The 24,131-nt window shown below is 71.4% G+C and carries 17 protein-coding genes; 10 read left to right on the top strand and 7 right to left on the bottom strand.

Annotation, left to right across the window (positions count from 1 at the left end; all coding sequences use genetic code 11):
* Positions 1-137: 137 nt before the first annotated feature.
* From WMF46_RS31090 to WMF46_RS31080, 3 genes are all read right to left on the bottom strand, one after another.
* On the bottom strand, positions 138-1,664 hold the full coding sequence (locus WMF46_RS31090; RefSeq protein WP_437980522.1) for a hypothetical protein: 1,527 nt from the start codon (positions 1,662-1,664) through the stop codon (positions 138-140).
* Positions 1,665-1,696: 32 nt separating this feature from the next.
* Positions 1,697-4,336, bottom strand: a complete 2,640-nt coding sequence (locus WMF46_RS31085) for a TonB-dependent receptor domain-containing protein (RefSeq protein WP_437980521.1) — start codon at positions 4,334-4,336, stop codon at positions 1,697-1,699.
* A gap of 237 nt (positions 4,337-4,573) precedes the next feature.
* On the bottom strand, positions 4,574-6,361 hold the full coding sequence (locus tag WMF46_RS31080) for a protein kinase domain-containing protein (RefSeq protein ID WP_437980520.1): 1,788 nt from the start codon (positions 6,359-6,361) through the stop codon (positions 4,574-4,576).
* Positions 6,362-7,342: 981 nt separating this feature from the next.
* Here WMF46_RS31080 and WMF46_RS31075 point away from each other — a divergent pair.
* The 3 genes from WMF46_RS31075 to WMF46_RS31065 are packed head-to-tail and all read left to right on the top strand — an operon-like array spanning position 7,343 to position 11,548.
* On the top strand, positions 7,343-9,028 hold the full coding sequence (locus WMF46_RS31075; RefSeq protein WP_437542728.1) for a protein kinase domain-containing protein: 1,686 nt from the start codon (positions 7,343-7,345) through the stop codon (positions 9,026-9,028).
* A 15-nt stretch (positions 9,029-9,043) separates the two neighbouring features.
* The gene (locus tag WMF46_RS31070) at positions 9,044-9,688 is read left to right on the top strand and encodes a hypothetical protein (protein WP_437542725.1); all 645 of its coding nucleotides are present in this window, start codon (positions 9,044-9,046) and stop codon (positions 9,686-9,688) included.
* Between the two features lie 12 nt (positions 9,689-9,700).
* Complete coding sequence (locus tag WMF46_RS31065) at positions 9,701-11,548, top strand: hypothetical protein (protein ID WP_437980519.1); 1,848 nt, start codon at positions 9,701-9,703, stop codon at positions 11,546-11,548.
* Here WMF46_RS31065 and WMF46_RS31060 read toward each other — a convergent pair.
* The gene (locus tag WMF46_RS31060; protein WP_437980518.1) at positions 11,505-12,536 is read right to left on the bottom strand and encodes an FG-GAP repeat domain-containing protein; all 1,032 of its coding nucleotides are present in this window, start codon (positions 12,534-12,536) and stop codon (positions 11,505-11,507) included. The two genes, WMF46_RS31065 and WMF46_RS31060, sit on opposite strands and share 44 nt — an antisense overlap.
* A gap of 61 nt (positions 12,537-12,597) precedes the next feature.
* Here WMF46_RS31060 and WMF46_RS31055 point away from each other — a divergent pair, with 61 nt between their 5' ends.
* From WMF46_RS31055 to rbfA, 7 genes are all read left to right on the top strand, one after another.
* Entirely contained in the window at positions 12,598-13,782 is a 1,185-nt protein-coding gene (locus WMF46_RS31055; protein WP_437980517.1) for a phosphoglycerate dehydrogenase, read from the top strand.
* Between the two features lie 334 nt (positions 13,783-14,116).
* Complete coding sequence (rimP, locus tag WMF46_RS31050; RefSeq protein ID WP_437980516.1) at positions 14,117-14,743, top strand: ribosome maturation factor RimP; 627 nt, start codon at positions 14,117-14,119, stop codon at positions 14,741-14,743.
* Between the two features lie 48 nt (positions 14,744-14,791).
* Positions 14,792-16,417, top strand: coding sequence for a transcription termination factor NusA (gene nusA, locus WMF46_RS31045; RefSeq protein ID WP_437980515.1), 1,626 nt, complete (start codon positions 14,792-14,794; stop codon positions 16,415-16,417).
* Positions 16,418-16,456: 39 nt separating this feature from the next.
* The gene (locus tag WMF46_RS31040) at positions 16,457-17,596 is read left to right on the top strand and encodes a YlxR family protein (protein WP_437980514.1); all 1,140 of its coding nucleotides are present in this window, start codon (positions 16,457-16,459) and stop codon (positions 17,594-17,596) included.
* A 15-nt stretch (positions 17,597-17,611) separates the two neighbouring features.
* Positions 17,612-20,698, top strand: a complete 3,087-nt coding sequence (gene infB, locus WMF46_RS31035) for a translation initiation factor IF-2 (RefSeq protein ID WP_437980513.1) — start codon at positions 17,612-17,614, stop codon at positions 20,696-20,698.
* 10 nt (positions 20,699-20,708) lie between these two features.
* Entirely contained in the window at positions 20,709-21,104 is a 396-nt protein-coding gene (locus WMF46_RS31030; protein WP_437542711.1) for a DUF503 domain-containing protein, read from the top strand.
* Complete coding sequence (gene rbfA / locus WMF46_RS31025; protein WP_437293698.1) at positions 21,101-21,472, top strand: 30S ribosome-binding factor RbfA; 372 nt, start codon at positions 21,101-21,103, stop codon at positions 21,470-21,472. The genes WMF46_RS31030 and rbfA overlap by 4 nt, the downstream gene beginning before the upstream one ends.
* Before the next feature lie 39 nt (positions 21,473-21,511).
* On the opposite strand, the gene aat is transcribed toward rbfA, so the two are convergent.
* The 3 genes from aat to WMF46_RS31010 form a co-directional block, all read right to left on the bottom strand.
* On the bottom strand, positions 21,512-22,234 hold the full coding sequence (aat, locus tag WMF46_RS31020) for a leucyl/phenylalanyl-tRNA--protein transferase (RefSeq protein ID WP_437980512.1): 723 nt from the start codon (positions 22,232-22,234) through the stop codon (positions 21,512-21,514).
* A gap of 61 nt (positions 22,235-22,295) precedes the next feature.
* Entirely contained in the window at positions 22,296-23,297 is a 1,002-nt protein-coding gene (locus tag WMF46_RS31015) for a glycosyltransferase (RefSeq protein WP_437980511.1), read from the bottom strand.
* Between the two features lie 54 nt (positions 23,298-23,351).
* Positions 23,352-24,113: a hypothetical protein gene (locus tag WMF46_RS31010; RefSeq protein ID WP_437980510.1), complete on the bottom strand. Its 762-nt coding sequence runs from the start codon at positions 24,111-24,113 to the stop codon at positions 23,352-23,354.
* Positions 24,114-24,131: the final 18 nt, after the last annotated feature.

The following is a 24,131-nucleotide window of genomic DNA, read 5'->3' as shown; positions in this document are numbered from 1 at the left end:
CGAGACCCTACCATCGGTTCGCACGCGCGAGGCAACCGCCACTCCAGCAAGAAACCGGCGCTTTCACCGCGCCCGGGCCCGGATCGCGGCGGCCTTCACGCCGCGCGCGACCCGACGCCGCCGCAACGCCGCGGCGTTTACCGCGCGCAGGCCGCCGGCGTCGGGTGCTCGGCGCAGTACGCGCTGTCCTCCGGCGGGCCGATGCGCAGCACGACGCTCTGCGACGCGAGGCGCGGCCGCGCGCCGCAGACGTCGGCCGTCTCGGCCTCCGACGGCGCGCACACGCCGGCCTCGTTGGGCACGGTCCAGGCCTGACCGGTGCCATAGATGAGGTTGAGCGCGTAGCTCCCCTCGGGCAGGCATCCGAACGCGACCTTGATGGTGCGCCCGAACTGCCGACTCAGCGCCTCCTCGACCTTGGCCACGTCCCGCTCCGCGATGATGTCGTTGCCTTCCTTGTCGGTCTTGTGGCTGAGCACGAGCACGCCCCCACGCTCCGGCTCGGTCGGGTGCATGCACAGCGCGGCGGGCCGGACGCCGATGAGCGCGCTGTCTCGCGGCTCGTTCAGCGGCTCCGGGCCGAGCGTGGCCGTGGTCACGAGATCGTCGTAGATCGTGAGCCCCTGGAGGAGCACAGCGGGCGCGGCCTGGCTGGTCAGCGGCTCCTTGTCGTCCTGCTTCGCGAACACCGAGATCGGGAAGAGCGCCGGGATCAGGGCCGAGTCGGGGACATGATCGTCGCCGTCGATCGCCCCGTCGCCGTTCACGTCCTGCCGCGCGTAGATGAGGGTCGGCGCGGGCTCGCCGCCCACCGGTAGCGAGAGCGGGGGCTTCGCCGCGCGCGCGACCTCGCTGTCCGGCACCCCCGCGGCGAGCCGCAGGCGCAGCAGCGACGCCTCGGTGCCGGCGGGGTTGGCCGGGCTGAACGTCTCCAGCTGGAAGTCCGAGGCCATGACCACCTCGCTCGGGCTCTGCGTGACGCCGGACGCCGGCGCGAGCACCTCGGCGACGTGGAAGAGCGGCCGCTCCAGCGGGAGCGGGAGGCCGAGGGTGACGGCGATGCCGCTGACGCGCGTGCCCGTCTCGGGGATGGGGGCGGCGATCGTGATCGCGCGGTACCGCGGGGCGGCGCCCTCGAGCACCTCGGTCGCGTTCTCGATCGCGCCGCCGGCCACGTCGCCCCGGGTCGGCAGGTTGGCGATGCTGAAAGTGGGGTCAAAATTGCCGTCGTGGTCGTAAAACCCGCGGACCTGGTAGGTGCCGGCGGCCAGGGGCGAAAGTCTCCAGGGGACGCTCACGGTGACGGGCGGCTCGTCCGGCTCGGGGCAGTGGAGCGCGCCGTCCTCGGAGCGATCGAGCGCGGCGCCCAGGCCTCCGAAGAGCTCGTCGCCGGGGATCACGTCGATGCTCGCGGCCGAGGTGCCGAGCCCCTCGGGCGGCGGCAGCAGGCGCGTGTCGAAGCCGAGCACGATCGCGGCGCCGACGACGTGGCCGTCCTTCGTGCAGGGCCGGGGTCCGGCGTACGTCACCGTGCCGTCGAGCACCCCGGCGGGGCCGCTCAGGTCCGGCAGCGGGACGAAGACCTCCACGTCGTCGCAGCCCGGGAGGGCCGCGAGGAGTGCGCCGAGCAGGAGGAGACCGGTGCGGGGGCTGGGTCGGAGCATGGCGGTGGCTAGAGCGAGCGCGAGAGCGAGGACTAGAGCGAGTAGCTGAAGAATCCCATGAAGCGCCGGCCGATGCGGTTGCCGAACGGGTGCATCTGCAGCGCGTTGTCGCCGAGCCCGTCGAGCGCGTTGAACACGGTCGCGGAGATCTCGGCGCGGTCCAGGAAGCGGTAGCCGACGCGCGCGTTGAGCAGCGTGTACGCGGGCAGCTCGTACTGTTTCGTGGCGATGACCGTCCCCGTCGGGACCTGCTCTGCCCACACCTGCGAGGACTGGTAGTGAAGCGTGACCTCGCCGTCGACGCCGATCGGCGTGCGGACCTGGACCCCTGCGTTCACCTTGTGCCGGCTGGTGCGCGCGTCCTCGAGCGCGTCGCGCCCGTCCGGGCGCTGGTGCACCGAGCGGTTGAGCGCGTAGTTGGCGAAGATGTCGAGCCCCTCGATGGGGTAGACGCGGCCGCCGAGCTCGCCGCCGAAGACGTGGTAGACGTCGCTCTGGTTCTCGAAGCCGCCGAATCCGGAGGTGTATCTCCCGGTCTCCGGGTTCAGCCCCCCGGACCCGTGGGCGCGCTGCGAGAGGGTCGTGCGCTGCGGCTCGGCGAGCACGATGAGATCGCTCACGCGGTTGTAATACGCGGTGACCTCGAACTCGAAGTAATCGCTCTGCTGGTTCAGGTAGCTCGCCTCGGCGGTGATGATCTGCTCGGGGTCGATGGGGCGCTCGGAGCTGCCCGGCGTCCTCGAGGTCGAGAGGAGCTCGAGGCCGGGCAGCGCGAGCTGGATGGGCAGGTCGACGTAGGCTTCGAGCGACGTGGGCGAGCGGAACGCCGTCGAGCCGGAGAGGCGGATCGCCTGGCGCTCGGTCGGCTTGACGATGACGGAGCCGCGCGGCGACGGGATGAGCCGCTCCAGGTAGGGCACGTAGTCGAGCCTCCCGGACGCGACCACCGTGACGCGCTCGCCGAGCTTCATCGAGTCCTGGAGGAACACCGAGCCCTGGTGCTCGAGCGGCATGTCGTCCTCGAGGTAGCTCCACGACGTCGCCTTGAGCCGGTAGCCGAGGCCGATGTGGAAGTCGTGCACGACGGGGCTGGGCGCGCGGAGCGTCTTCACGAACTCGAGCTCGGCGTTCACGACGTGCTGCTGCGGCCGCCCTGCGAACAGGGTGTGCCCGAGGTAGGCGGCGTTGAGCAGCGAGTACCCGTCGAGGTTCGAGTAGTACGTCCGCGCGTTGACGTTCTCGCTGCGGTACGCGACCGCGACGTCCGCGTTGGCGACCTCCAGGTTGTAGTCGTTGAAGGGGCCGATGCCGTAGATGTCGAGCTCGCTCCGGGCGTAGCCGGCGCCCACCGTGAGCTCGCGCTGCGGCCCGAGCCGCTGCGAGGTCCGGAGGTCGATGCGGACGTTCTGCGCGCCGAGATCCTGGCTCTGGCCGCTCGTCTCGAGGTCGATGCGGTCGTGCGCGACCTCGCGCGACCACCGGGGGTAGCGGGTGTAGCCCGCGGAGAGGCGGTACGCGAAATCGCCCTCGCGCGCGGAGGCCCACACCGAGGCGTAGCCCTGCCGGTGATCCCCGTAGCCCGCGCGGAAGCCGCTCTTCCCGACGCCGGGCTCGATCGTGATGATGTTGACGATGCCGGCGAACGCGTCGGCGCCGTAGAGCGCGGAGCCCGGGCCGCGCACCACCTCGATGCGCTCGATCTGATCCACGTCGATCGAGAGCGCCTCCCAGAAGGTCGAGCCGAGCACGTCGTTCTTGACCGTGCGCCCGTTCACGAGGACGAGGATCTTGTTGGCGAGGCGGCTGTTGAAGCCGCGCATCGACACGTTCTCGTCGCCGCCCGTGATTTGCATGACGTCCATGCCGGCGACGCGCCGGAGCAGCTCGGGGATGCGCGTGATCCCGGAGAGCCGGATGTCCTGCCGGGTCACGATGGTCGTCGAGTTCGGGGAGTCGAGCGGGCTCTGGGCGCCGCGCGAGGCGGTGACGACCGTCTCCTGGTAGACGTCCTCGGTCCGGGCCGCGCCCACGATCCTCGCGGCGTCGCCGGGGGCCGCCTTCGATCCCGGCCCTGGCGCCTTCGTCGCGGCCGTCGCGGGAGCGCCCTGCGCGGCGGGCTCCCCGGCGGGGGGCGGCGGGGCGGGCGCCTCGCCTGGGGTGGGCTGCTGCGGCGCCGGCTGCTGCGGCGCGGGCGCCGGCGGCTGCTTCGGCTCGGGGATCGCCACGGCGCGCTGCGCGGCGAGGCGCTGCTCCAGCTGCTCCACGATCCGCGTCACTTGCTCCCGGTCCGCGGGATCGCTCGCGATGTACTCCCGGTAGGCGGCGAGCGCCTGCTCGATGTGGCCGGCCTCGGCGTGCGCGCGCGCGATGTTGAAGGTGACGTTCGGGTGCGGGAGGATCTCGTTGGCCTTCAGGAGCTGCCGGATGCCCTCGTCGAACTGCTTCTGGGCGATGAGATCCATGCCTGCCCGGAAGTGGAGGCGCGCCTCGGTGCGGGCGTCGGCGAGCGCGCCGCGCGCGGCGGTCAGCGCGCCGAAGGCGACGGCGCAGGCGAGGAGCTTCCGCCGGAGCGCCGCCCCGCGGCGCGGCCGCGCTGCGTGGGCGTCGTCGGTCGGGTCGAGCGCCGCGACGTCGTCGCGGCGGCGGTGCGAGCAGGAATCGGAAGACGACATGCGTTCGCCCTGTTCTCAGCGGGGCCGGGGAGCGACGGCGATCCCGGCGAGAGCTCGGGAGCGCTGACGGCGCTGCTCCCCACATCACACCCAACACTTCATCGACGGGTCCGCGTGAGGAGCGTCCGGTGAGCTCCTCGCGCGAACGCGAAGCCGCTGCGGCCGTGGTAAGAGGTCGCAGCCGCGAAAGCGCGGCGACTCTACCAGAAGAGCGGCCGGGGCGCGTCCGCGCCCTCGTCAGTAGGGGTTGCTCTTGTACGGCTCGGGCTTCTGGAGGTTCGCCCTGGGTTTGCTCGGGGTCGCCGGCGTCGCGATCGCGGCCGGGTCGAGCTTCGCGCGCACCTTCTCCTCGGCGCCGGAGACGCGCACCGTGGCGGGCTTGTAGCCCGGCTTCTCGAACACGAGCTCGTGCTCCAGGGCGAGCGCGGCCGCGGCCCCTCGCCAGACGATCTCGCACGGCGTCTCCGCGCAGAGCTCCTTGTTGCCTTCCCTGACGGCCGCGCCGGGCGGCGTGCTCTCGATGTGCAGCCCGCGCGCCGCGGGCGCCTGCGCTGCCGGGGCCGTCGCTGCGGGCGGAGGAGGGCTCACCGCGCCCTGCTCGCGCGCCGCCGCGCTCGTGTGGGCGGCCGGCACGCGCGCCAGCAGGGCGGCGGCGACGCCGACCCCGACCGCGAGGACGGCGGTGAGCGCCCAGGGGATGACCTTTCGACCTGGGCTCGCGCCGGTCTGGGCGGAGGAGAGCCCCTCCGCGGGCGGCGCAGGGCGCGACCCCATCGCGTCGGTGATCGACGGGGGGACGAAGACGGGCGCCGCCGGCGGCTTGAGGGCGCTGTCCGTGGCGAGGGGGCCTGTATAGGTGGCGGGTGAGCTCGCGGGGGGCGACGAGTACGGCGTGGAGAGGCCCGGAAAATCGCTCGTCGTCGAGAGCGGAGCGGCCGATGGGTACGGCGTGGCCGACGGACGCGAGGGCGCCGATGGGTACGGCGTCGCCGACGGATACGAGGGCGCCGACGGGTACGGCGTGGCCGACGGATACGAGGGCAGCGACGCGCGGTAGCCCGTCGTGCCGGACAGCATGGGCGGGTTCTCGCCCGTGTCTCGCGTGGAGATGCCACCTGCGGTGAACTTGAGCGCGGTGACGAGCTCGTTCATCGACGAGAAGCGGTGCGCCGGGTCTTTTTCCAGGCAGCGATAGACGATCCCCTCCATCGTCTGCGAGATGGAGAGCTGCGGGTTGTGGGCCTGCATCGGCGGGATCTGGTCGTGGACGTGCGACATGAGCGTCCCGACGCCCGCGCCCTTGTCGAAGGGCACCTGGCCCGACAGCATCTCGTACATCATCACGCCGAGCGCGTAGATATCGGTGCGCGCCGAGACATCGCTGCCGGTGATCTGCTCGGGCGCCATGTACTTGGGCGAGCCCATGAACAGGCCTTGTTGGGTCAGGTCCTCGCCGCTCTGGGTGTCCTTGACGAGCCCGAAATCGAGCACCTTCACGTGGTCGTGCTCGTCCTCGTGATCGACGAGCAGGACGTTGCCCGGCTTGAGGTCGCGGTGCACGACGCCGAGCCCGTGCGCCTCGCGGAGCGACCGGCAGATCTGGCGCGCGATGTGGGCCGCGCGCGCCTCGGAGAACGGTCCTTCCTCGCGGAGCACGCGGTGCAGGGTCTTCCCCTCGATGTACTCCATCGCGATGTAGTAGATATCGTCGTCGCTCTGGCCGTAGTCGAACACGGTGACCGTGTTCGGGTGCGTGAGCTTCGCCGCGATCGACGCTTCGAGGAAGAAGCGCCTGTGGAACTCGGGATCGTGGTCGCCGTCGTACTTGGGGCTCAGCACCTTGAGCGCGCAGATGCGGCCGAGCGGCGCCTGCTCGGCCCTGTACACCTTCCCCATGCCGCCGCGGGCGATGACGCTGACGATCTTGAAGCGGCCGTTGATGACACGCCCCAGCAGCGGGTCTGTCGCGGCAGCCCTCGAGACCTTCGAGCTGCCGGTTACCTCTCGCTGTCGGCTATCAGGCATGTCGCGCCTCTCCTCGGGCAGCGGGAGGAGGTGAAGATTGGACACACAGCAGCCGCCTCGGGAGCAGTGTGACTGAGGCGACTCTGAGGTGTCAATCTGCAGTGCCACGATACAAGCAGGAAATGCGCGGAGTGTGGTGCGCTGCCGTCCGTACGGTCGGTGAGGCATGGCGAGCCGCGCGAGGCTGAACGTGGGTGACCCCGGCGCGTCGCTGTGGGGTGAGGAACGTAGACGGATCGCGCGCAGGAGCGGGACGTTTGCACGGCCTGCGCATCGCCTCGGTCTGCGCGGTTCGCGGGCGGATCGCTCCGTCGCGGAGCGCTGCGCGGCGTGCGGGTTGAAGGGTGTCGATCTGCGGCGGACCGCGACCATGAGCCGGAAGCCGCGTTCCGCGCGAGGCCGCCGATCCAGATGCGGTTCGCGTCGTCGGTGAAGAGAGAGGGAGAGCGACGTGTCTGCGATCGAGAGGCCCATGAGCGGAGCCAGGGCGCTGTCGGCGCGAACGCGACCGCCGTCGCCGCTCCCGTTCACGCCCTCGGACGGCGTCAGTCGGACGATTTCCTTCGCGTCCTCTGCATCGTCTGCATCGTCTGCATCGTCCCGGACGAACATCGGTCCGCTGGGCCGTCCCCAGGCCATCGCGGAGGAGCCACTCTTCTCGCCCGTCCGGTGGATGGGACGTGGCTTCAACGGCTCGCTGGCCCGGCGCACGTCACGCCCGCGCCGGCGCGCGTGCGGCGGTCGCGCCGGTCTGGCCGAGCCGCGTAAACAAATCAGCCGTCATCGTCAAGAGATCCCGGCGGCCGGGACGTTCGGAGGAGCGATCTCGGCCCAAATCAGCGGGGAGGCGGCCGCCGCCGCGCTGGGTTTGGCCTCTCCCTCCGAACGACCGTTGCGCTCGACGTTCAGATGGACGACGCTGTGCGCCGCAGCCGGTGTCGGGCACGCTCCGGTTCGCGCTCCTTTTATCCACCGCGGGCCGTGACCAAGACACCCCCTCCTCCCATCACTGCCGGAACGGTCATCAATGACCGTTACGACATCCGTCAGAGCCTCGGTAAGGGCGGCATGGGCGAGGTCTTCCTGGCCTTCGATCGCTCGACGCAGCAGACCGTGGCCCTCAAGGTGGTCCGCGAAGAGTCGCGCATGCCAGGCGACGACGAGGCGCTCCGCCAGGAGCTCCTCCTCGCGCGCTCGGTGGGCCACCCGAACGTCTGTCGCGTGCACGACCTCGCGCCGAGCCCGTGGGGCCCCATCCTCGTGATGGAGCAGATCCCCGGGCAGACGCTCCACACGCACATTCGCAAGCGCAAGGCCCAGGGCGGCTACTCGGCGGACGAGTTCCGCAAGATCGCGAGCGAGGTCTGCAACGGGCTCGCGGCCATCCACGCGCAGGGCCTCGTGCACGGCGATCTGAAGCCGGGCAACGTGATGGTCTCCGAGGGCCGCGCGGTGATCCTCGACTTCGGCTTCGCCCAGGAGCGCGCGCGCGCCTCGGCGCGCCGCCCTGGCGCCCCGCCCGACGGCGGCACGCCGAACTACATGTCTCCCGAGCGGCTGCGCAACGGCGGCGCGAGCCCCGAGGACGACGTGTACGCCATGGCCTTGACCCTCTGGGAGATGTGGACCTGCCGCGTCCCGGAGCCCGGCTACAAGCCGCGGCTCAAGACGATGAAGCAGCAGATCATGTTCGACGTGCCGGCGGGCCTGTCGATCGACGAGGTGCGGCAGATCTTCCGCGGCCTCAACGAGGACCCGTCGATGCGGCCGCAGGCGCGGCACATGCGCTTCTTCAACCCGTCGCAGCTCACGACGAGCCCGATCCAGCTGCCGCGCGAGCGCCTCGATCCGGGACCGCCGCCGGGCGGCGCGCTCAAGCTGAACTTCACCCCCGGGGCGCAGTCGCTGCTCGTGACGTACGCGACGAACGCGCCCGAGATCGTGGGCTCCCTGCTGCCGCTGCACGACACGAAGCTCGCGCTCGGCCGTCGCAGCGATCAGAGCCTCTGCGTGCCCGAGGCGACCGTCTCGGGGGCGCACGCGATCCTGAAGTGGCAGACGGGGTCGTGGTTCATCGAGGACCAGGGCAGCACGAACGGCAGCTACGCGGACTTCAACTACGAGCGCAAGTCGCAGGTCTCGCTGCTGCACGGCGGCGAGGTGCAGGTCGGCGAGTGCCGGATGAAGCTCGTGACGTTCGGCCCGGACTCGCCGCAGCACCGGCGCGCGAAGCAGTACCTCGCGAAGCGCGACGGCCTCACCGGCCTGCTCGTGCGCGAGCACCTGATGAAGGCGATCGACGAGGACGGCCTGTTCGCCGACTGGGCCGAGGTGCCGATGCAGGTCGCGCGGTATGAGCTGCGCGGGCCGAACCGCCAGGTCAGCGAGCGCCCGACCATCCTGGAGATGCTCGCCCTGCGGAAGGCGGCGCAGCGGGTGATCGATCTGACCGAGATGCTCCTGCTCAGCCTCACGCCGGCCGTCGCGGGCCGGACGGGTCCGCTCAAGTTCGTGGTCTCGATCGTGGGTCCGAGCATCGACGAGGCCCGTCACGTGGTCGAGCAGGTGGTCGCGCAGGTTCAGGGGATGCTCCCGGAGACGCTCGAGCTCGGCGCGACGCTGGTGAAGGGCGAGCCTGGGCGCCCTGCGCGGACGCTCATCGATTGAGCCTGAGCGCGTCCGATGAACAGCCGGCCTCCGTTCCCGTCCACCTCGAGTCCGCCGTCTCAGCCCTCGCCGTACCGCTACCTCGGTCGCGGCGGCAGCGAGCGCCCCGTGCGGCTCCAGATCATCATCGCGCTCGTCGCGGGCCTCATCGTGGTGGCGGTGCCGCTCTACCTGTGGCGGCGCCCGAAGCCCGAGTCGATCCCCTCCGCGGACGCCGCGACGGCTGACGCCGGCGCCTACGCCTGGGACGCGGGCGCGCTCGCCGACGCGGGCGCCGAGCTGTCGGCGGGCGTCACGCTCTCGCCGTTCACAACGATCAAGTGCGAGAACCCCGGCCCGGGCACCACCCCGCCCGAGCGCTGCGATCACGTCACGTTCTTCGAGGATGGCCTGTCGCGCGCGATCCGCGACAACGTCCAGTGCGCCCCTTCCGGCAAGGCGAGCGTCACGGTGAGCTTCGTCCTCGAGATGGACTTCCGGCGCAAGCGGACCAACCTCTACGTGGGCAAGTCGACGACGGTGAGCCGCGCGAAGACGAAGGAGCTGCTCCGCTGCGTGAAGCGGGCCATGCCGACGCCCGACTGGGGGACGATCCCGCACCAGTACGTGAAGTACAAGATCAACGTCATGGCGACGTACCCTTCCAACGAGTCCTTCTGAGGCGAGCGGCCCGTGCGTAGCGCATCGATCGTCCTGGTGCGCTTCGCGCTCCTGGCCTTCGGGGCGCTCCTTGCGATCGAGGCGCAAGCCCAGCAGGGCGGGACGGCAGCGACCGCCGGGAAGCAGGGGGGGCCGGCGGCGACCGCCGCGCCGGCTCGGAGCGAGGGCTATTCGAGCTACGAGAGCGCCACCATCGAGCGTGTCCTGTCGCGCCTCGGCGCGACGCTCGATCCTGCCCCCGAGGGCAAGATCGTCGAGGGGATCGACGTGGTCCCGCTCGAGGTGATCGAGGACCGCGATCCTGCGCCGGCCTTCCTGAACTGGTTCCACGCCCTCTCGCGGCCGTACGTCATCCGGCGTGAGGTGCTGCTCGCGGTCGGGCGCCCTTACGAGCGGGCGCTCGCCGACGAGTCGGCGCGCAACCTGCGCGACCTGAGCCAGCTGTCGCTCGTCCTCGTCTTCGCCGTGCGAGGCGGCGCTCCGGATCGGGTGCGGGTCGCCGTCGTCACCAAGGACGTCTGGAGCCTGCGCCTCAACTCGGACTACCGCATCGCCGGCGGGCAGCTCGAGTACCTGTTCCTGCAGCCCAGCGAGCAGAACCTGCTCGGCGTCCACCACGCCGTCGCGGCGCAGCTCGCGCTCGATCCCGGCGCGCTCTCGCTCGGGGTCACCTACGCGATGCCGCGCATCGGGGGCAGCCACGTGCGGCTGCGGACGCAGGCGAACGCGATCACCGACCGGGAGACCGGCAAGCTCGAGGGCTCGAGCGGCGAGTTCATCTACGGGCAGCCGCTCTACGCCACGCAGGCGGAGTGGGCCTGGGAACTCGAGATCTCCTGGCGCGACGAGGTGACCCGCCGCTTCATCGGCACGAAGCTCGCCACCTTCGACGCGGAGGCCACGCCGGGGGACGATCGCGTCCCGTACCGCTACAGGAGCGATCTCATGGTGGGCAGCTACGCCGTCACGCGCAGCTTCGGTGGAGGCGCGTCGAGGTCCTCGGCCGTGAAGCACGACGTCTCGGTGGGCATCGAGGCGAGCCGCAAGGTCTATCGCCTCGACGCGCCCGGGGGCCTCGCTCCTGCCGCGATCGCCGAGTTCGAGGAGCGCGTGATGCCGGTGAGCGACACCCGCGTCGCGCCGACGTTCAAGTACGCGACGTACTCGACCCGCTTCTTGCGCGTCCTCGACTTCAACACGCTCGCGCTGCAGGAGGACTACCGGCTGGGGCACGAGCTCGCGATCCTGATCTATCCGGTCACGACCGCGCTCAACTCCAGCCGGAGCTTCCTCGGGATCTCCGCGGCGGCCGCGTACACCGTCGCGCTCGGCGACGGCCTCGCGCGCGCCGTGGTCGAGACCGTCACCGAGCTCGACGGCTCGCAGATCTTCGACGCCTCCATCGAGGCGCGCGCGCGGGTTCACACGCCGAGCTTCGGCGTCGGGCGGCTCGTGTTCGACGTGCGCCTGTTCGACCGGTACAGGAACTACCTCAACAGGAAGCTGGTCCTCGGCGGCGACACACGGCTCCGCGGGTACCCGACGGCGGCGTTCATCGGCGAGGACGTGCTCTCTGCGAACCTGGAGCTCCGCACGCGGCCCCTCGAGATCTGGTCGTGCCAGGTCGCGGGCGCGGCCTTCTTCGACGCCGGCGACGCCTTCGACGGCTTCGACGATCTGCGCCTCAAGCAGTCGGCTGGCTTCGGGGTACGGGCCCTCTTCCCGCAGCTCAGCCGCGTCGTCATGCGCGCCGACTGGGGGGTGCCGCTGACGCGCGGCTACAAGGAGCCTGACGCGCTCCCCGGCGACATCCTCGTCACCTTCGAGCAGGCGTTTCCGATGCTCCCTGCGGACGAGTAGGGACACCGCCGACGCCGGGCGGCGCCGGTGGACCGCTCGCGGCCGCCGCGATCGTGTCCGCGACGCGCGCGCGGTGCGCCGAGAACGCGCCTCGGAGCGCGGGCGTCACCGGCTCTCGGTCGAGCGTCGCGAGCGTCTCGGCCGCCGGCCTGCCCGCGAGCACCGCGTGCCAGGCCCGCTCGAGCGCTCCCCGCAGGCGCGCGGCGTCGTCCTTCGGCGGCTCCTGCCGCTTGCCCTGGCCCGCCTCCTCCGCGCCGAGGCCTTCCGCGCGCTTCAGATGGAACGCCCGAGCGACGCTGCCGCGGTGCGTGTAGCGATCTCCCTCGAACCCCGCGACGTCGAGGAGATCCGGCGCGATGGGATCCCCCTCGTCCAGCGGGATCCGGCCGGCGAACTCCAGGATGCCATCCCGGTCGACGTCGAGCGCGAACCGCGGCGGCGCCGCGAGCTCGACGGCGTACCGGGCCGCGCCGAGCGGCTGCACGGTCCAGATCTCCAGCTCGCCTCCCTCGTTTCTGAGCACGACGTCCGGAGCGCCGTCTCGGTTGAGATCGGTCCCGGAGCGGAACACCCCGAGCTGCTCCGTCGCCTCCGGCTCGTGGCCGGGGAGGAGCGACGGTATCAGCTGGGTCGCCTGTCTGCGGTCCACGCGCCCGCTGTCGAGGGGCCCCGCGGCGATGACCACGCCGTGCGGCGTCGCCACGCGGACCGCCGAGGTGCGGCGCCCGAGCGCGTCGGTCCCGCTGTAGCCGCGCACCACCACCTCGCCGCCGCGCCGTAGCGCGCCGCGGAGCTCGACCTCGAGCTTCAGCCCGAGCTCGGCGGCCTCCACGTCGATGGCGTGCAGCCGAGCGTCGAGGTCCGGGCGCGCGACGAACGCGCCGAGCGTCGGTCTGCCCGCTGCGCCCCAGGGAGAAACCTGATGATCGCTGGCGCATGAGCTGGCGCAACTGACGCAGACGACGCAGACGAGGCGCAGAACGCCCATCGTCAGTGAGAGCTTTTCTGTTACGGTTCCCGTCCGCATGCGCCTGCTAGTAGCCGACAAAATGGACCTTTCGGCTCTGGAAGAGCTCAAGGTGCTCGGGATCGAGATCGAGTCCCGGCCGGAGCTCACCAGAGACACGCTGCCAGCGGCCCTCGACGGGATCGGCATTCTCGTCGTTCGTTCCACGGAGGTCACGGCGAAGGCGATCGCGTCCGGGCGGCAGCTCAACCTGATCGTGAGGGCAGGGGTCGGCGTGGGGACGATCGACGTCGCGGCCGCGAGCGCGCGCGGCGTTTACGTGGCGAACTGTCCCGGCAAGAACGCGACCGCGGTGGCAGAGCTGACGATGGCGTTCATCCTCGCGCTGGACCGCCGCCTGATCGATGCGACGTCCGAGCTCCGGGCCGGCCGCTGGGAGAAGGCGAAGTACTCGGTGGCGCGTGGCCTGTTCGGTCGGCGGATCGGCATCGCGGGGCTCGGCGCGATCGGCCGTGAGGTGCTCCTGCGCGCCCGCGCGTTCGGGCTCGAGCCGCACGCCTGGTCGCGCTCGTTGACGCCGGGCCGCGCCGCCAAGCTGGACGTCAGCTATGCGCGGACCTTGGAGGATCTGGCTGCCCGCTCTGACATCTTCACCGTCCACCTGACGGCCACCCCGCAGACGCGCGGCATCGTCAGCCGGAGCGTCCTCGAGGCGCTCCCCGACGGCGCCATCGTCGTGAACGCCGCGCGCCCCGAGGTGATGGACTACGCCGCGCTCGAGGAGCTCATCCCGCGCAAGGGGCTGCGGGTCGGCCTTGACGTGTTCGCCACCGAGCCTGACAAGAGCTCGGCGCCGTTCGAGTCGCACCTCCTCGCGCGAGGGCTCGTCTACGGCACCCCGCACGTCGGCGCGCAGACGGAGCAGGCCCAGCGCGCGGTCGCCCTGGAGACGGCCCGGATCATCCGTGCCTTCATGACGGAGGAGGAGCTGCCCAACGTGGTCAACATCTGCGCCACGTCGCCCGCCCGCTACGCGGTCGTCGTCCGGATGATGGACAAGGTCGGCGTCCTCGCGAACACCCTCAGCGTCATGAAACGCCACGGGATCAACATCGAGGAGATTTCAAACACCGTCTTCGAGGGGGCCACTGCGACCTGCACGAAGATGCGCGTCTCCGGCCGGCCGAGCGAGGCCTGTCTGAAGGAAATCGCGGCGTTCGAGGAGGTCCTGCACGTCGATATCGTCGCGCTGCCGAATCTGGCATAACGCTGACGCACCCGGGGGGCGCGTCGCGCGACTGCCGCGCGGCGGGGAGCGCTTCAGCGCTTACGCGCCGCTGGCGGTCGCGAGGACGCGAGGAGGAACCGGCGGGAGATCTCCGGCCGTGCAGGGGCGGTTTGCCCGTATCCCCCCTTGCATGAAGGCCCGCATTCGACTAGGTTGTCCGCCGACAACTAGGCGGATCCGCGAGCCGGGTTCCCAGTTCGGGGAATCGGCTCTTTTTTTTTGGCGCAGAGGCACCGGGCACCCTCGCTCGGGGCCGATCGCGCTGGGAGGACCTGGATCCGCCGAAAGTGACGTCTCTCACATGCAGCAACCCATGGAGCCTCCGACCAGAGCCGTGTTCGATCTCGAGCGCGTTCGCGACACCGTCGCGCCGGTGCTCGCCTCGCATGGGATCACGCTCGTCGATCTGGAGTGGATCACGGAGCGGGCGGGCTGGACGCTGCGGGTCACGATCGAGCGCGAGGGGGCGGACGACGCGGGCGGCGGGGTCACGCTCGAAGACTGCGCAGACGTGTCGCGCGACGTCTCATCGGTCCTCGACGTCGAGGATCTCATACCCAACCATTACAACCTCGAGGTCAGCTCGCCTGGCCTCGACCGGCGGCTGCGTACAGCGGCCGAGTTCGCTCGTTTCCTCGGTAGGACAGCGAAGGTGAAGCTGGCGCGCCCCGCGCCGGACGGTCAGCGGTTGCTCCGGGGCGAGCTCCTGGAGGCTCCGGAGGGGCAGGTCGCGGTGCTGGTCGACGGCAAGCGGATCGCGGTCCCGTTCGCGGATGTCGTGGAGGCGCGCCTCGTCTTCGAGCTCACGGCGAAGCCCAAGAAGGGGCAGCGGCAGGGCAAGGAGCCGGCTAAGGAGTCGGGGCAGAAGAAGCAGCTCGCGGAGGCGGCTCCGCGGTCGGGCTCAAAGCGGAGCGAGCGCGGCTCCGAGAAGCGCAAGTAGAGAGAAGAAAGATCAGGAGACAGGGACGTCATGGCAACGATGGCAGCGATGCCGACCTCGGAGACGAGCCTCGGCAGCATCCTCGATCAGGTCGCGAAGGAGAAGGGGATCGACAAGAAGATCCTCGTCGAGACGATCGAGGCCGCGATCTTGAAGGCCGCGCAGAGCGTCTTCGGCCCCACCCGCGAGCTCGAGGCGCGCTTCAACGAGGACACCGGGCAGATCGACCTCTTCCAGTACATGACCGTGGTCGAGGCCGTGACGGAGCCGGAGCGCGAGATCTCCATCACTGACGTGGACAAGCTGAAGCTGGACGCGACCCTGGGCGAGGAGCTCGGCTTCCAGGTCTTCTGGCGGCCCGAGGACGCGGAGAAGGCGCGCGATCAGGACAAGGAATACGGCGACATCCTGAAGCTCAAGCACGGCCGCACGACCTTCGGGCGCATCGCCGCGCAGACGGCTAAGCAGGTCCTGCTGCAGCGCGTGCGTGACGCCGAGCGCGATCTCATCTTCAACGAGTACAAGGATCGCAAGGGCGAGCTCATCCGCGGCATCGTGCGGCGGTTCGAGAAGGGCAACAACATCATCGTCGACATCGGCCGCACCGAGGGCGTGCTCACGTTCCGCGAGCAGACGCCGCGCGAGACGTACCGGCCCGGGGACCGCATCGTGGCGTATGTGAAGGACATCGATCGCGAGGCCCGCGGCCCGCAGGTCATCCTCTCTCGCTCCGATCCCCGGCTCGTCGAGAAGCTCTTCGAGGCCGAGGTCCCCGAGATCTATGAGGGCATCGTGCGGATCGTGTCGGTCGCCCGGGAGCCGGGCGCCCGCTCGAAGATCGCGGTGACCAGCCGCGACGCGGACGTCGATCCGGTGGGCGCGTGCGTGGGCATGAAGGGCTCGCGCGTGCAGGCGGTCGTCCAGGAGCTCCGCGGCGAGAAGATCGACATCGTGCCGTTCGATCGGGATCCGGCGCGCTACGTCATCGCCGCGATCCAGCCGGCCGAGGTGCACAAGGTGATCGTCGACGAGGCCGACGGGCGCATGGAGCTCGTGGTGCCGGACGAGAAGCTGTCGCTCGCGATCGGGCGCAAGGGCCAGAACGTGCGGCTCGCCGCGCAGCTGACGAACTGGAAGCTCGACATCATCAGCGAGACCAAGTTCAAGCAGATGGAAGAAGAGGCGATCTCCGCCTTGCAGCAGATGGACGTGGTGACGGAGCAGATCGCCAAGTCCATGTACCGGCTCGGCTTCCGCGCGCTCGAGGAGGTCAGCGAGGCCTCGGTCGAGGAGCTCGCGGCCATCCCGGGTCTCGGCGGCGTCGAGGCCGCCGATCGCATCAAGTCGCAGGCGGACACGACGATGGAGCGGCTGCGGCAGGAGCGCATCCGCTCCGCGAGCTCGCGCACCGAGCCGCTCACCGACCGCGAGCGGCTGATGTTCATCCGTGGCGTCGGCGATCGGACGGTGCTGTTGCTCGAGGAGGCCGGTTACCGCAGCGTCGAGGACGTGCTGCGGGAGGACGAGGATCGGCTGGCGATCCGCACCGGCCTCGGCATCAAGAAGGCGCGCGCCATCAAGCAGGGGGCGCGGGATTTCGTTGAAAGCGAGCAGAAGGTGCTCGATGCGGCGCGGGCGGACGTTCGTCGCGCCGCAGAAGTAAGGCACGCGTAGGCTGCGAGGAGAAGCAGAGGGCCGAGGATGGGATCAGCAGTGAGCAGACAGAGCGACGCGGGTGAGCGTGAGCCCTTCGAGAAGGGGCGAGTGCGCACGTGCGTCGGCTGCGGGGAGCGCGTCGGCGTCGACGACGTCCGCGGCGCTCGTCCGCTCGTCCGGCTCATCCTTGGTCCCGGCGGTGTGGTCGCGGTCGATCCCGGCGATGGCGGGTTCGGGCGGGGCGCACACGTCCACCCGCAGCAGGGCTGCCTCTCGGCGGCGGTCGCCCGGGGGCTCGCCCGCGCCGCGAAGGGACGTGTCCACGCGATCGTGGGGGCCGCTGGAGGAGGCGCCGAGGGCGCCGGCGATCTGGCGCGGGGCGTCGAACCGCTCACGACCGTCTCGCTGGCGCGGGCGATCCGAGGGGCTACCGAGCGCCGGCTCCACGGGCTCGTCCGTGCCGCCGTCCGCTCCCAGAGCGCTGCGATCGGCGTCGATGCGGTCGTTGGGTCGTGTGTGCGCGGTGAGGCCGCGCTCGTCCTGGTCGCGTGCGACGCCGCGGAAGGCGCGGATCTGCCGGAGGTCCGGCGGGCCGTCGCCGAAGGGCGCGCCGTCGCGTGGGGCAGCAAGCAGGGGCTCGGCGCCCTGGCGGGCGGCCCGCGCGAGCGCGGCGTGGCCGTGATGGCGATCTCTGCGGCGTCGATCGCCGCTGCCATCGCGAACGCCGCGCACGTCGTGGACACGTGCGCGCGCGTCGAGCGGGGCGAGGAAGCCGCGGAGGGCGGGCGCCGCGGCGCCGGTCGCAGGGGGCGGCCTTCGCGCAGCGCGGCCGCCCGATCGGAAGAGGGTGGGAGCCCCGAGCAACGGAAGGCGCCGCCTGGCCATGCTGGCCTCTCGCGTCGCCGCGGGCCGGGGACCTCGGGCGTGGAGCTCGAGAACTCCGGGGCCGGGGTTCTCTCGGTGTCCGAGGATGTCGGGGGAAGACCCGGCAGCCTGGAGGGCGCGCTTACCAGCCGCGACGAGCGGCGGGTGCCGGAGAGTGGGTCCGGTCGGCTTCTTGCTACTGCGCCGGGCGTGGGGGGAGGCGGCGCGGTCGGGGGCAGGGCGGCGGTGTCCGGTCCTACCGGACGCGCCTCGACGGTGGACAGAGTGGCCGCAAATCGTCGCCCGCGCGGATGGGTGAGGCGGATTGGTTAACGTGGAGCGAGGTGCATGAGCAAAGTCCGGGTCTACGAGGTCGCCAAGCAGCTGAACATGGACCAGAAGACGCTGGTCGCGCTCTTCCAGTCCATGGGTATAGGCGACGTGCGCAATCACATGAGCGCCGTCGAGTCCGACGTCGTCGAGCGGGTGAAGCGGCACCTCGAGCGGCAAAAGTCGCCTGAGGTGGTGGAGGAGAGGATCCGCCCCACGGTCGTCAAGCGCCGCGCACGGCCCGGGGCCGAGCCGGAGCCGTCCTCGCCAGGCCGCGGGCCTGACCTGTTGGAGGCGCCCGTTCGCGCTGCTCCGGAGCCTGCGCCCTCTCGGCCTGCGGCTGAGCCCGCTCTGGCTTCGTCACCGCCCGAGCGCGCAGCTCAGGAAGAAGCGCCGTCCCGTCGCCCCGTTGCGCCGCCCGCAGCGCCCGTCGCAGCGCCCTCGGCGCCGGCCCCCGAGCCGGTCGTCGCCGTGAGCCCGCGCGAGCCTGCTCCCGCACCCGCGCCCAATGCGCCTGCCCCGGCGATGCCGCCTGTTGCGGCTGCGCCCCTTGCGCCGCCGCCCCCGGCGGCTCCCGCTCCCGCAGCAACCGCGCCTGCCGCGGCGTCCGCGGCCGCGGAGGAGACGAAGGTGACCTCGCCCGAGCCGAAGCCTGCGCCGCCTGTCGCGGCGCCGCCTGCCACCGCCGCCGCGCCGGCGCCCGCCCCCGCTGCGGCTGCGCCCGAGGCGCCAGCTGCCGCCCCCGCGCAGGCGGCTGCGCCCGCGCCGATCCCTGCGCCTGCCGCAGCGTCTGCGCCTGCCGCAGCGCCTGCGCCTGCCGCAGCGTCTGCGCCTGCCGCAGCGCCTGCGCCTGCCGCAGCAGCCGCGGCGCAGACGCCGAACCGGCCGCAAGCCGCGCCCTCGGCTCCAGCACAGGGGGCGTCGCGGCCGACGTCGCCGCCGCCCGCGCCGCAGCGGGCAGCTCCGGCCGCCCGCCCGGGCGCTCGGCCGACCACGCCACCTGCGCCGGTGCCCGCGGCCAAGCCGGAAGAGCCGGCCGGCGCGCCGGGACAGGCGCCGCGTCGCCCGTCCTCTCCGCCGAAGACCGGCATCGAGGTCTGGCAGGGGCGCCCCGGCGTCACGATGCCGGCTGCACGCACCGGCACACCGCCGGCGCGCCGCACGACCTACGATCCGCGCGCCAACGCCCAGCAAGCGCGCCCTGGCGGTCCCAGCTTCGGTCCGGGCGGCCGGCCCATGGGCGGTCGGAACACTCGCCCGGGGATGTTCGGGCGGCAGCGCCCGGGCGGCGGGCTCCCGCGCAAGCCGGTCCAGGTCTCCACGCAGGAGATGTCCTCGCACAAGAAGGTCATCAAGATCGAGGAGCAGGTCACGCTTCAGCAGCTCGCCGCGAAGATGAGCCTGAAGGCGACGGACGTGCTCATGCGGCTCCTGTCGATGGGCATGACGGGCGTGAACATCAACAGCACGCTCGACGCCGAAACCGCGAAGATCCTCGCCAGCGAGTTCGGCTGGAGCGTCGAGGACGTGGCCGTAAGCGAGCAGGACACGCTGAGCGCGGCCATGCAGGCCGGGGCCGACACCGACGAGGAGGTCGAGATCCGGCCGCCCATCGTCACCGTCATGGGCCACGTCGACCACGGCAAGACCTCGCTCCTCGACAGGATCAGGAAGGCCACGGTCGCCGAGGGAGAGGCCGGCGGGATCACCCAGCACATCGGCGCTTACCGCGTCGAGACGCCGCGCGGCACGATCGCGTTCCTCGACACGCCGGGCCACGAGGCGTTCACGGCGATGCGCGCCCGCGGCGCCTCGCTCACCGACATCGTGATCCTGGTGGTCGCGGCCGACGACGGCGTGATGCCTCAGACCAAGGAGGCGATCTCGCACGCCCAGGCCGCGAAGGTGCCGATCCTCGTCGCGGTGAACAAGATCGACAAGCCGGGCGCCGACGCCGACAAGATCAAGCGCGACCTCGCCGCGCTCGGGTTGCAGCCCGAGGAGTGGGGCGGCGAGACGATGTTCTGCAGCGTGTCGGCGAAGATGGGGCAGGGCATCGACCAGCTCCTCGAGTCGGTCCTGCTCCTCGCCGAGGTCCAGGACCTCCGCGCCAACCCGAAGAAGCGCGCCAGCGGCACCGTCATCGAGGCGCTGCTCGATCGTGGCCGCGGCCCGGTCGCGCGCGTCATGGTCCAGGACGGCACGCTCCGCACGGGCGACATCCTCCTGGCCGGCGCCGCGTGGGGCAAGGTCCGGGCGATGACCGACGAGCTCGGGCGCTCCGTCGCCGAGGCCGGCCCCGCGACGCCCGTCGAGGTCCTCGGCCTCAACGAGGTGCCGAGCGCGGGCGATCCCGTCCACGCCGTCAAGGACGGGAAGACCGCGGAGGAGATCGCCGAGACCCGCCGCAAGAAGGCGTCGAAGACGCTCATCCCGCAGGATTCGCGCGTCTCGCTCGAGTCCATCACGAAGAACCTGCAGGAGGCCGATCAGCTCGAGCTCAAGCTGATCATCAAGGGCGACGTGCAGGGCTCGGTCGAGGCGATCGTCCACGCGCTGGCGAAGCTCTCGACCCAGAAGGTGAAGGTCACGATCGTGAACGGCGCCGTCGGTGGCATCACCGAGGGCGACGTCAACCTGGCGGTCGCGTCGAAGGCGATCATCGTCGGCTTCAACGTCAGGCCGGCCGGCAAGGCGGGCGCTCTGGCCGAGAACGAAGGCGTCGAGATCCGGCTCTACAACATCATCTACAACGCCGTCGACGACATCCGAAGCGCGATGGAGGGGCTCCTCCCCGCGACCAAGGTGGAGAAGGTCCTCGGCCGCGCCGAGGTCCGCCAGGTCTTCAAGATCACGAAGGCGGGCACGGTCGCCGGCTGCATGGCCATCAACGGCTCGGTCAAGCGCACCGGCGAGGCGCGCCTCATCCGGGACAACGCCGTGGTCTGGACGGGTCGCCTGTCCGGGTTGCGCCGGTTCAAGGATGACGTGAAAGAGGTGGTCGAGGGGTTCGAGTGCGGTATCTCGCTCGAGGGCTACTCGGACATCAAGGAGCGCGACATCATCGAGAGCTTCGAGATCGAAGAGGTCAAGACGAAGCTCTGAGCCTCATCCGATGTTCGTGGGTGTACTCCGTCTCCGTCTCGACATCGTCGGGGCCCGCTCCCTCAAGGACAAGCGCAGCGTGGTGCGCTCCTTGAAGGAGCGGGCGCAGGGCCGGATGCGCGTTTCGATCGCCGAGGTCGGCGTGCTCGACGATCCAAGGCGGGCGACGCTCGGCGTCGCGGTCGTCTCGAACTCGTCGGTCATGTGCGACAAGGTCCTCGCGGACGTGGCCGCGATGGCGGGGTCGCTGCCGCACGCCGTCCTCACGGATCGGGCGACCGAGATCGTGCCGTTCGGCGATGGAGGCGCTGGGGTGCAGGGCGGCATCGAGCAAGCGCTCGGCCGTGACGATGGAGATCTGGGAGCGTCCTCGGACATGTTCGAGGACGCAGAGGACGACGAATGAGCGGCGTGGTGAAGCGGGCGACGCGGGTCGCCGAGCGGCTCCGTGAGGACCTGTCCAACCTTCTCCGGGATCTGCGTGACCCGCGGATCGCCGGCGTGCTCGTGTCGCGCGTGGAGATCACCGACGACCTGCAGAGCGCGAAGGTCCACGTGCGCCACGAGTTCGGCGCGGAGGACGCCGCGGCGCGCCGCGCCCTGCTCAAGGGGCTAGAGGCGGCGTCGGGCCGGCTGCGCAGGGACGTCGCCCGCACGATGGGGCTGCGCGTGGTGCCTACGCTGCGCTTCTTTTACGACGAGGGTCCCGACGCCGAGCGGCGGATCGAGGAGCTGCTCCGAGAGATCAAGGACGGCTCGGGCGGCGAGCGCTAGCGCGGGGTCGAGCGGCGCGCGGCCGGAGCTCGGGCGCGATCAACGCGAGATGAGCCGCTCGATCGCCTGCGGGGGATCGAGGTCGAAGCGCCACGGTCCCCTCTTCGTCGGGGCGTCGAGCGCCGCCTTCAGCGCGCTGAGGAACTCGCGCCGCGGCCACTCCACGGCGCCGAATCGCTCCAGGTGGTCCGTGTACACCTGGCAGTCCACCAGCGCGAAATCCCAGGCGACGAGGTTCCCGAGGAGCGTCGCGAACGCGACCTTCGAGGCGTCGGGCGCGCGCGCGAACATCGACTCGCCGAAGAACATCCGCCCCAGCGACACGCCGTAGAGGCCGCCGACGAGCTCGCCGTTCGACCACGCCTCGATGCTGTGCGCGACCCCGGCGGCGTGCAGCGCCGTGTAGCCGGCGATGAGCTCCTCGGTGATCCACGTGCCGTTCTGCCCAGGGCGCGGGGCGGCGCTGCAGGCCTGCATGACCCGCTCGAACGCCGTGTCGGTCCGCACCTCGATCTCGCCCCGGCGCACCCGCTTGCGCAGCGAGTGCGGGACGTGCGCCTCGCGCGGCGGCAGGACGAAGCGCGGATCCGGGGAGAACCAGAGCAGCGGCAGCCCCTCGTGAGGCCAGGGGAAGATGCCCCGACGGTAGCCGGCCAGCAGCCGCTCCGGCGAGGCCTCGCCGCCCACGGCCACGATCCCCTCCGGGGTCGCGCGCTCTGGCGGAGGGAAGTCGACTTTGCTCGTGAGCACCGGGACCCGCATCGCTGTGGGATCGAATCCTCCCAAAAGACCGCGCGGTTGCAAAGCGTCGCCTGGCGCGCGCTCAGGAGGCGCACACGTAGTCGGAGCCCTCGACGAAGCCGCGCGCCGCGAGGTGGCCGCGGATGAGCGCGCGCGCCCCCCGCGCCCCCACGGCGACGACGAGGGTCTCTGCGCCGCGCTCCAGCCGCGACGGGTCGACGATCGGCGCGCCCTGCGCGATCCGGCCGATCTTGCGCGGATCGATGTCCACGAACCGCGCGGGCGCCACGCCGTTCCGGGCGAGCGCCCTCGCCAGCCGCCGGCCTGTCTTGCCCGCGCCCCACACGGCCACCGGGCGCGCTGGGCCCAGCTTCCTCGCGAGGTAGTGCGCCTTTGCCTCGAGGAACCGCGCGATCGCGTACCGCGGATCGGCGAAGGTGGCGCGCCCCTCGCGGTGCCGCCAGCGCAGGCCGAGCTCCGGGAGCTTCGCCATCCGCGCGCCCGCGGCGTCGAGGCGCAGCCACAGGTCGTAGTCCTCCGCCCACGGGACCTCCCGGAACCCGCCCACCTGCTCCAGCGCGCTCCGTCGCAGCATCACCGACGGGTGGCACAGCGGGGACTCCACGAACATCTCGCGCGCGTGGTCCTCCGGGGTGACGATCGAGTTCAGCCAGTCGACGTAGCGCAGCATGCCCTCGCCGATCGGCCCGGCAGCGAACGCCTCGACGCGGGCCCCGACGACGCCGAGCCGCGGATCCCGGAGGAGCGTCTCCGCTTGTCGCGCGAGCCGCTCGCCGACCGAGATGTCGTCGCCATCCATGCGGGCGAGGAGCTCGCCGCGCGCTGCCTCCGCCGCGCGCGAGAGCGCCTGCGCGATCCCCACACCGCCCGTCGCGACCTGGAGGACGCGGCGATCGCGCTGCGCGATGCGCGCGACCCTGGCAGGGCCGCCGTCCGTCGACCCGTCGTCCACGGCGACCACCTCCAGGTCGACCGCGCGCTCGGCGAGCACGCTCTCCAGCGCCTCCTCGATCGTCGCTTCCGCCTGCCGGTACGGGAGCAAGACGGAGACGAGCGGCGCCACGCGGAGACCATGGCGGCGCGCCCGCGCAGCGTCCACAAGAACGGGCGCGGACGCCTAGCGCTTCTTGAAGTCGCCGAGGTGCGTGATGTACCAGCGGCCCTGCCACGAGATGATCGTGTGGACGTCCAGGCTCGCCGGCTTCCCGTCGATCTCGTACTTCAGCTTGCCGTGAAAGGAGCGGTAATAACCGATCTTGTTGACCTCGTCCCCCGGAGGCACCCACTTCGGCCTGGAGCCCACCACGAAGCCGACGAACCGCGCCCCCTCCCAGCTCTTGCGCTTCCGATGCATCGACTTCACGTCGTTCACGTAAGCGGCGTGGAGGTTGTCCCAGTACTTGCCGGGGTCCTTCACGTCCTTGAGCGGGATGAACGGCTCCTTGGGGAACCAGAAGGGCTCGGCCAGCGCCGGCTCCTTCTTCACGATGGCGTCGAACAACGCCCTGGCGCGCGCCGTGAGCTCCTCGCTCTCGAGCGCCGGCAGGATCTTGTTGTCCGCGCGGGCGGAGGTCGCGGCGCTGGGGTCGGCGCCTGCGCTGGGCGCCGCTCCTGGGCCGGACGACGTACCGGCCGCGGGCGCGTCGGCGGCCGCGCGATCGCCCCCGTCCTGCGGAGGCTCCGGCGCGCTTGCGTCCTCCGGGCGAGGCGCTGACGCCACCTCAGCCGCGCTGGCGCTTGCCGTCGCTGCTGCCGCTGTTGGCGCGGCGCCGACCGAGGAGGGCCGGGCGCTCTCGGCTGGCCGGGCATCGGGCGCCGGGGTGGGCGCCGCGCAACCCGCCACCACAACCAGCGCGGTCGCGATGACCTGCTTGATCATGCGCGTGCCCTATCGCAG

This window comes from Sorangium sp. So ce117 (genome assembly GCF_051524395.1).
Taxonomy (GTDB): Bacteria; Myxococcota_A; Polyangia; order Polyangiales; family Polyangiaceae; genus Sorangium; species Sorangium cellulosum_B.
This window is presented reverse-complemented; position numbering and strand designations above follow the sequence as displayed.

Coding starts and splice junctions, on each gene's coding strand:
- rimP (WP_437980516.1), top strand. CDS start 14,117: ATGGAGCCTCCGACCAGAGCCGTGTTCGATCTCGAGCGCGTTCGCGAC.
- WMF46_RS31010 (WP_437980510.1), bottom strand. CDS start 24,113: ATGATCAAGCAGGTCATCGCGACCGCGCTGGTTGTGGTGGCGGGTTGC.
- WMF46_RS31070 (WP_437542725.1), top strand. CDS start 9,044: ATGAACAGCCGGCCTCCGTTCCCGTCCACCTCGAGTCCGCCGTCTCAG.
- WMF46_RS31085 (WP_437980521.1), bottom strand. CDS start 4,336: ATGTCGTCTTCCGATTCCTGCTCGCACCGCCGCCGCGACGACGTCGCG.
- WMF46_RS31080 (WP_437980520.1), bottom strand. CDS start 6,361: ATGCCTGATAGCCGACAGCGAGAGGTAACCGGCAGCTCGAAGGTCTCG.
- WMF46_RS31030 (WP_437542711.1), top strand. CDS start 20,709: ATGTTCGTGGGTGTACTCCGTCTCCGTCTCGACATCGTCGGGGCCCGC.
- WMF46_RS31055 (WP_437980517.1), top strand. CDS start 12,598: ATGGACCTTTCGGCTCTGGAAGAGCTCAAGGTGCTCGGGATCGAGATC.
- aat (WP_437980512.1), bottom strand. CDS start 22,234: ATGCGGGTCCCGGTGCTCACGAGCAAAGTCGACTTCCCTCCGCCAGAG.
- nusA (WP_437980515.1), top strand. CDS start 14,792: ATGCCGACCTCGGAGACGAGCCTCGGCAGCATCCTCGATCAGGTCGCG.
- rbfA (WP_437293698.1), top strand. CDS start 21,101: ATGAGCGGCGTGGTGAAGCGGGCGACGCGGGTCGCCGAGCGGCTCCGT.
- WMF46_RS31090 (WP_437980522.1), bottom strand. CDS start 1,664: ATGCTCCGACCCAGCCCCCGCACCGGTCTCCTCCTGCTCGGCGCACTC.
- infB (WP_437980513.1), top strand. CDS start 17,612: ATGAGCAAAGTCCGGGTCTACGAGGTCGCCAAGCAGCTGAACATGGAC.
- WMF46_RS31060 (WP_437980518.1), bottom strand. CDS start 12,536: ATGGGCGTTCTGCGCCTCGTCTGCGTCGTCTGCGTCAGTTGCGCCAGC.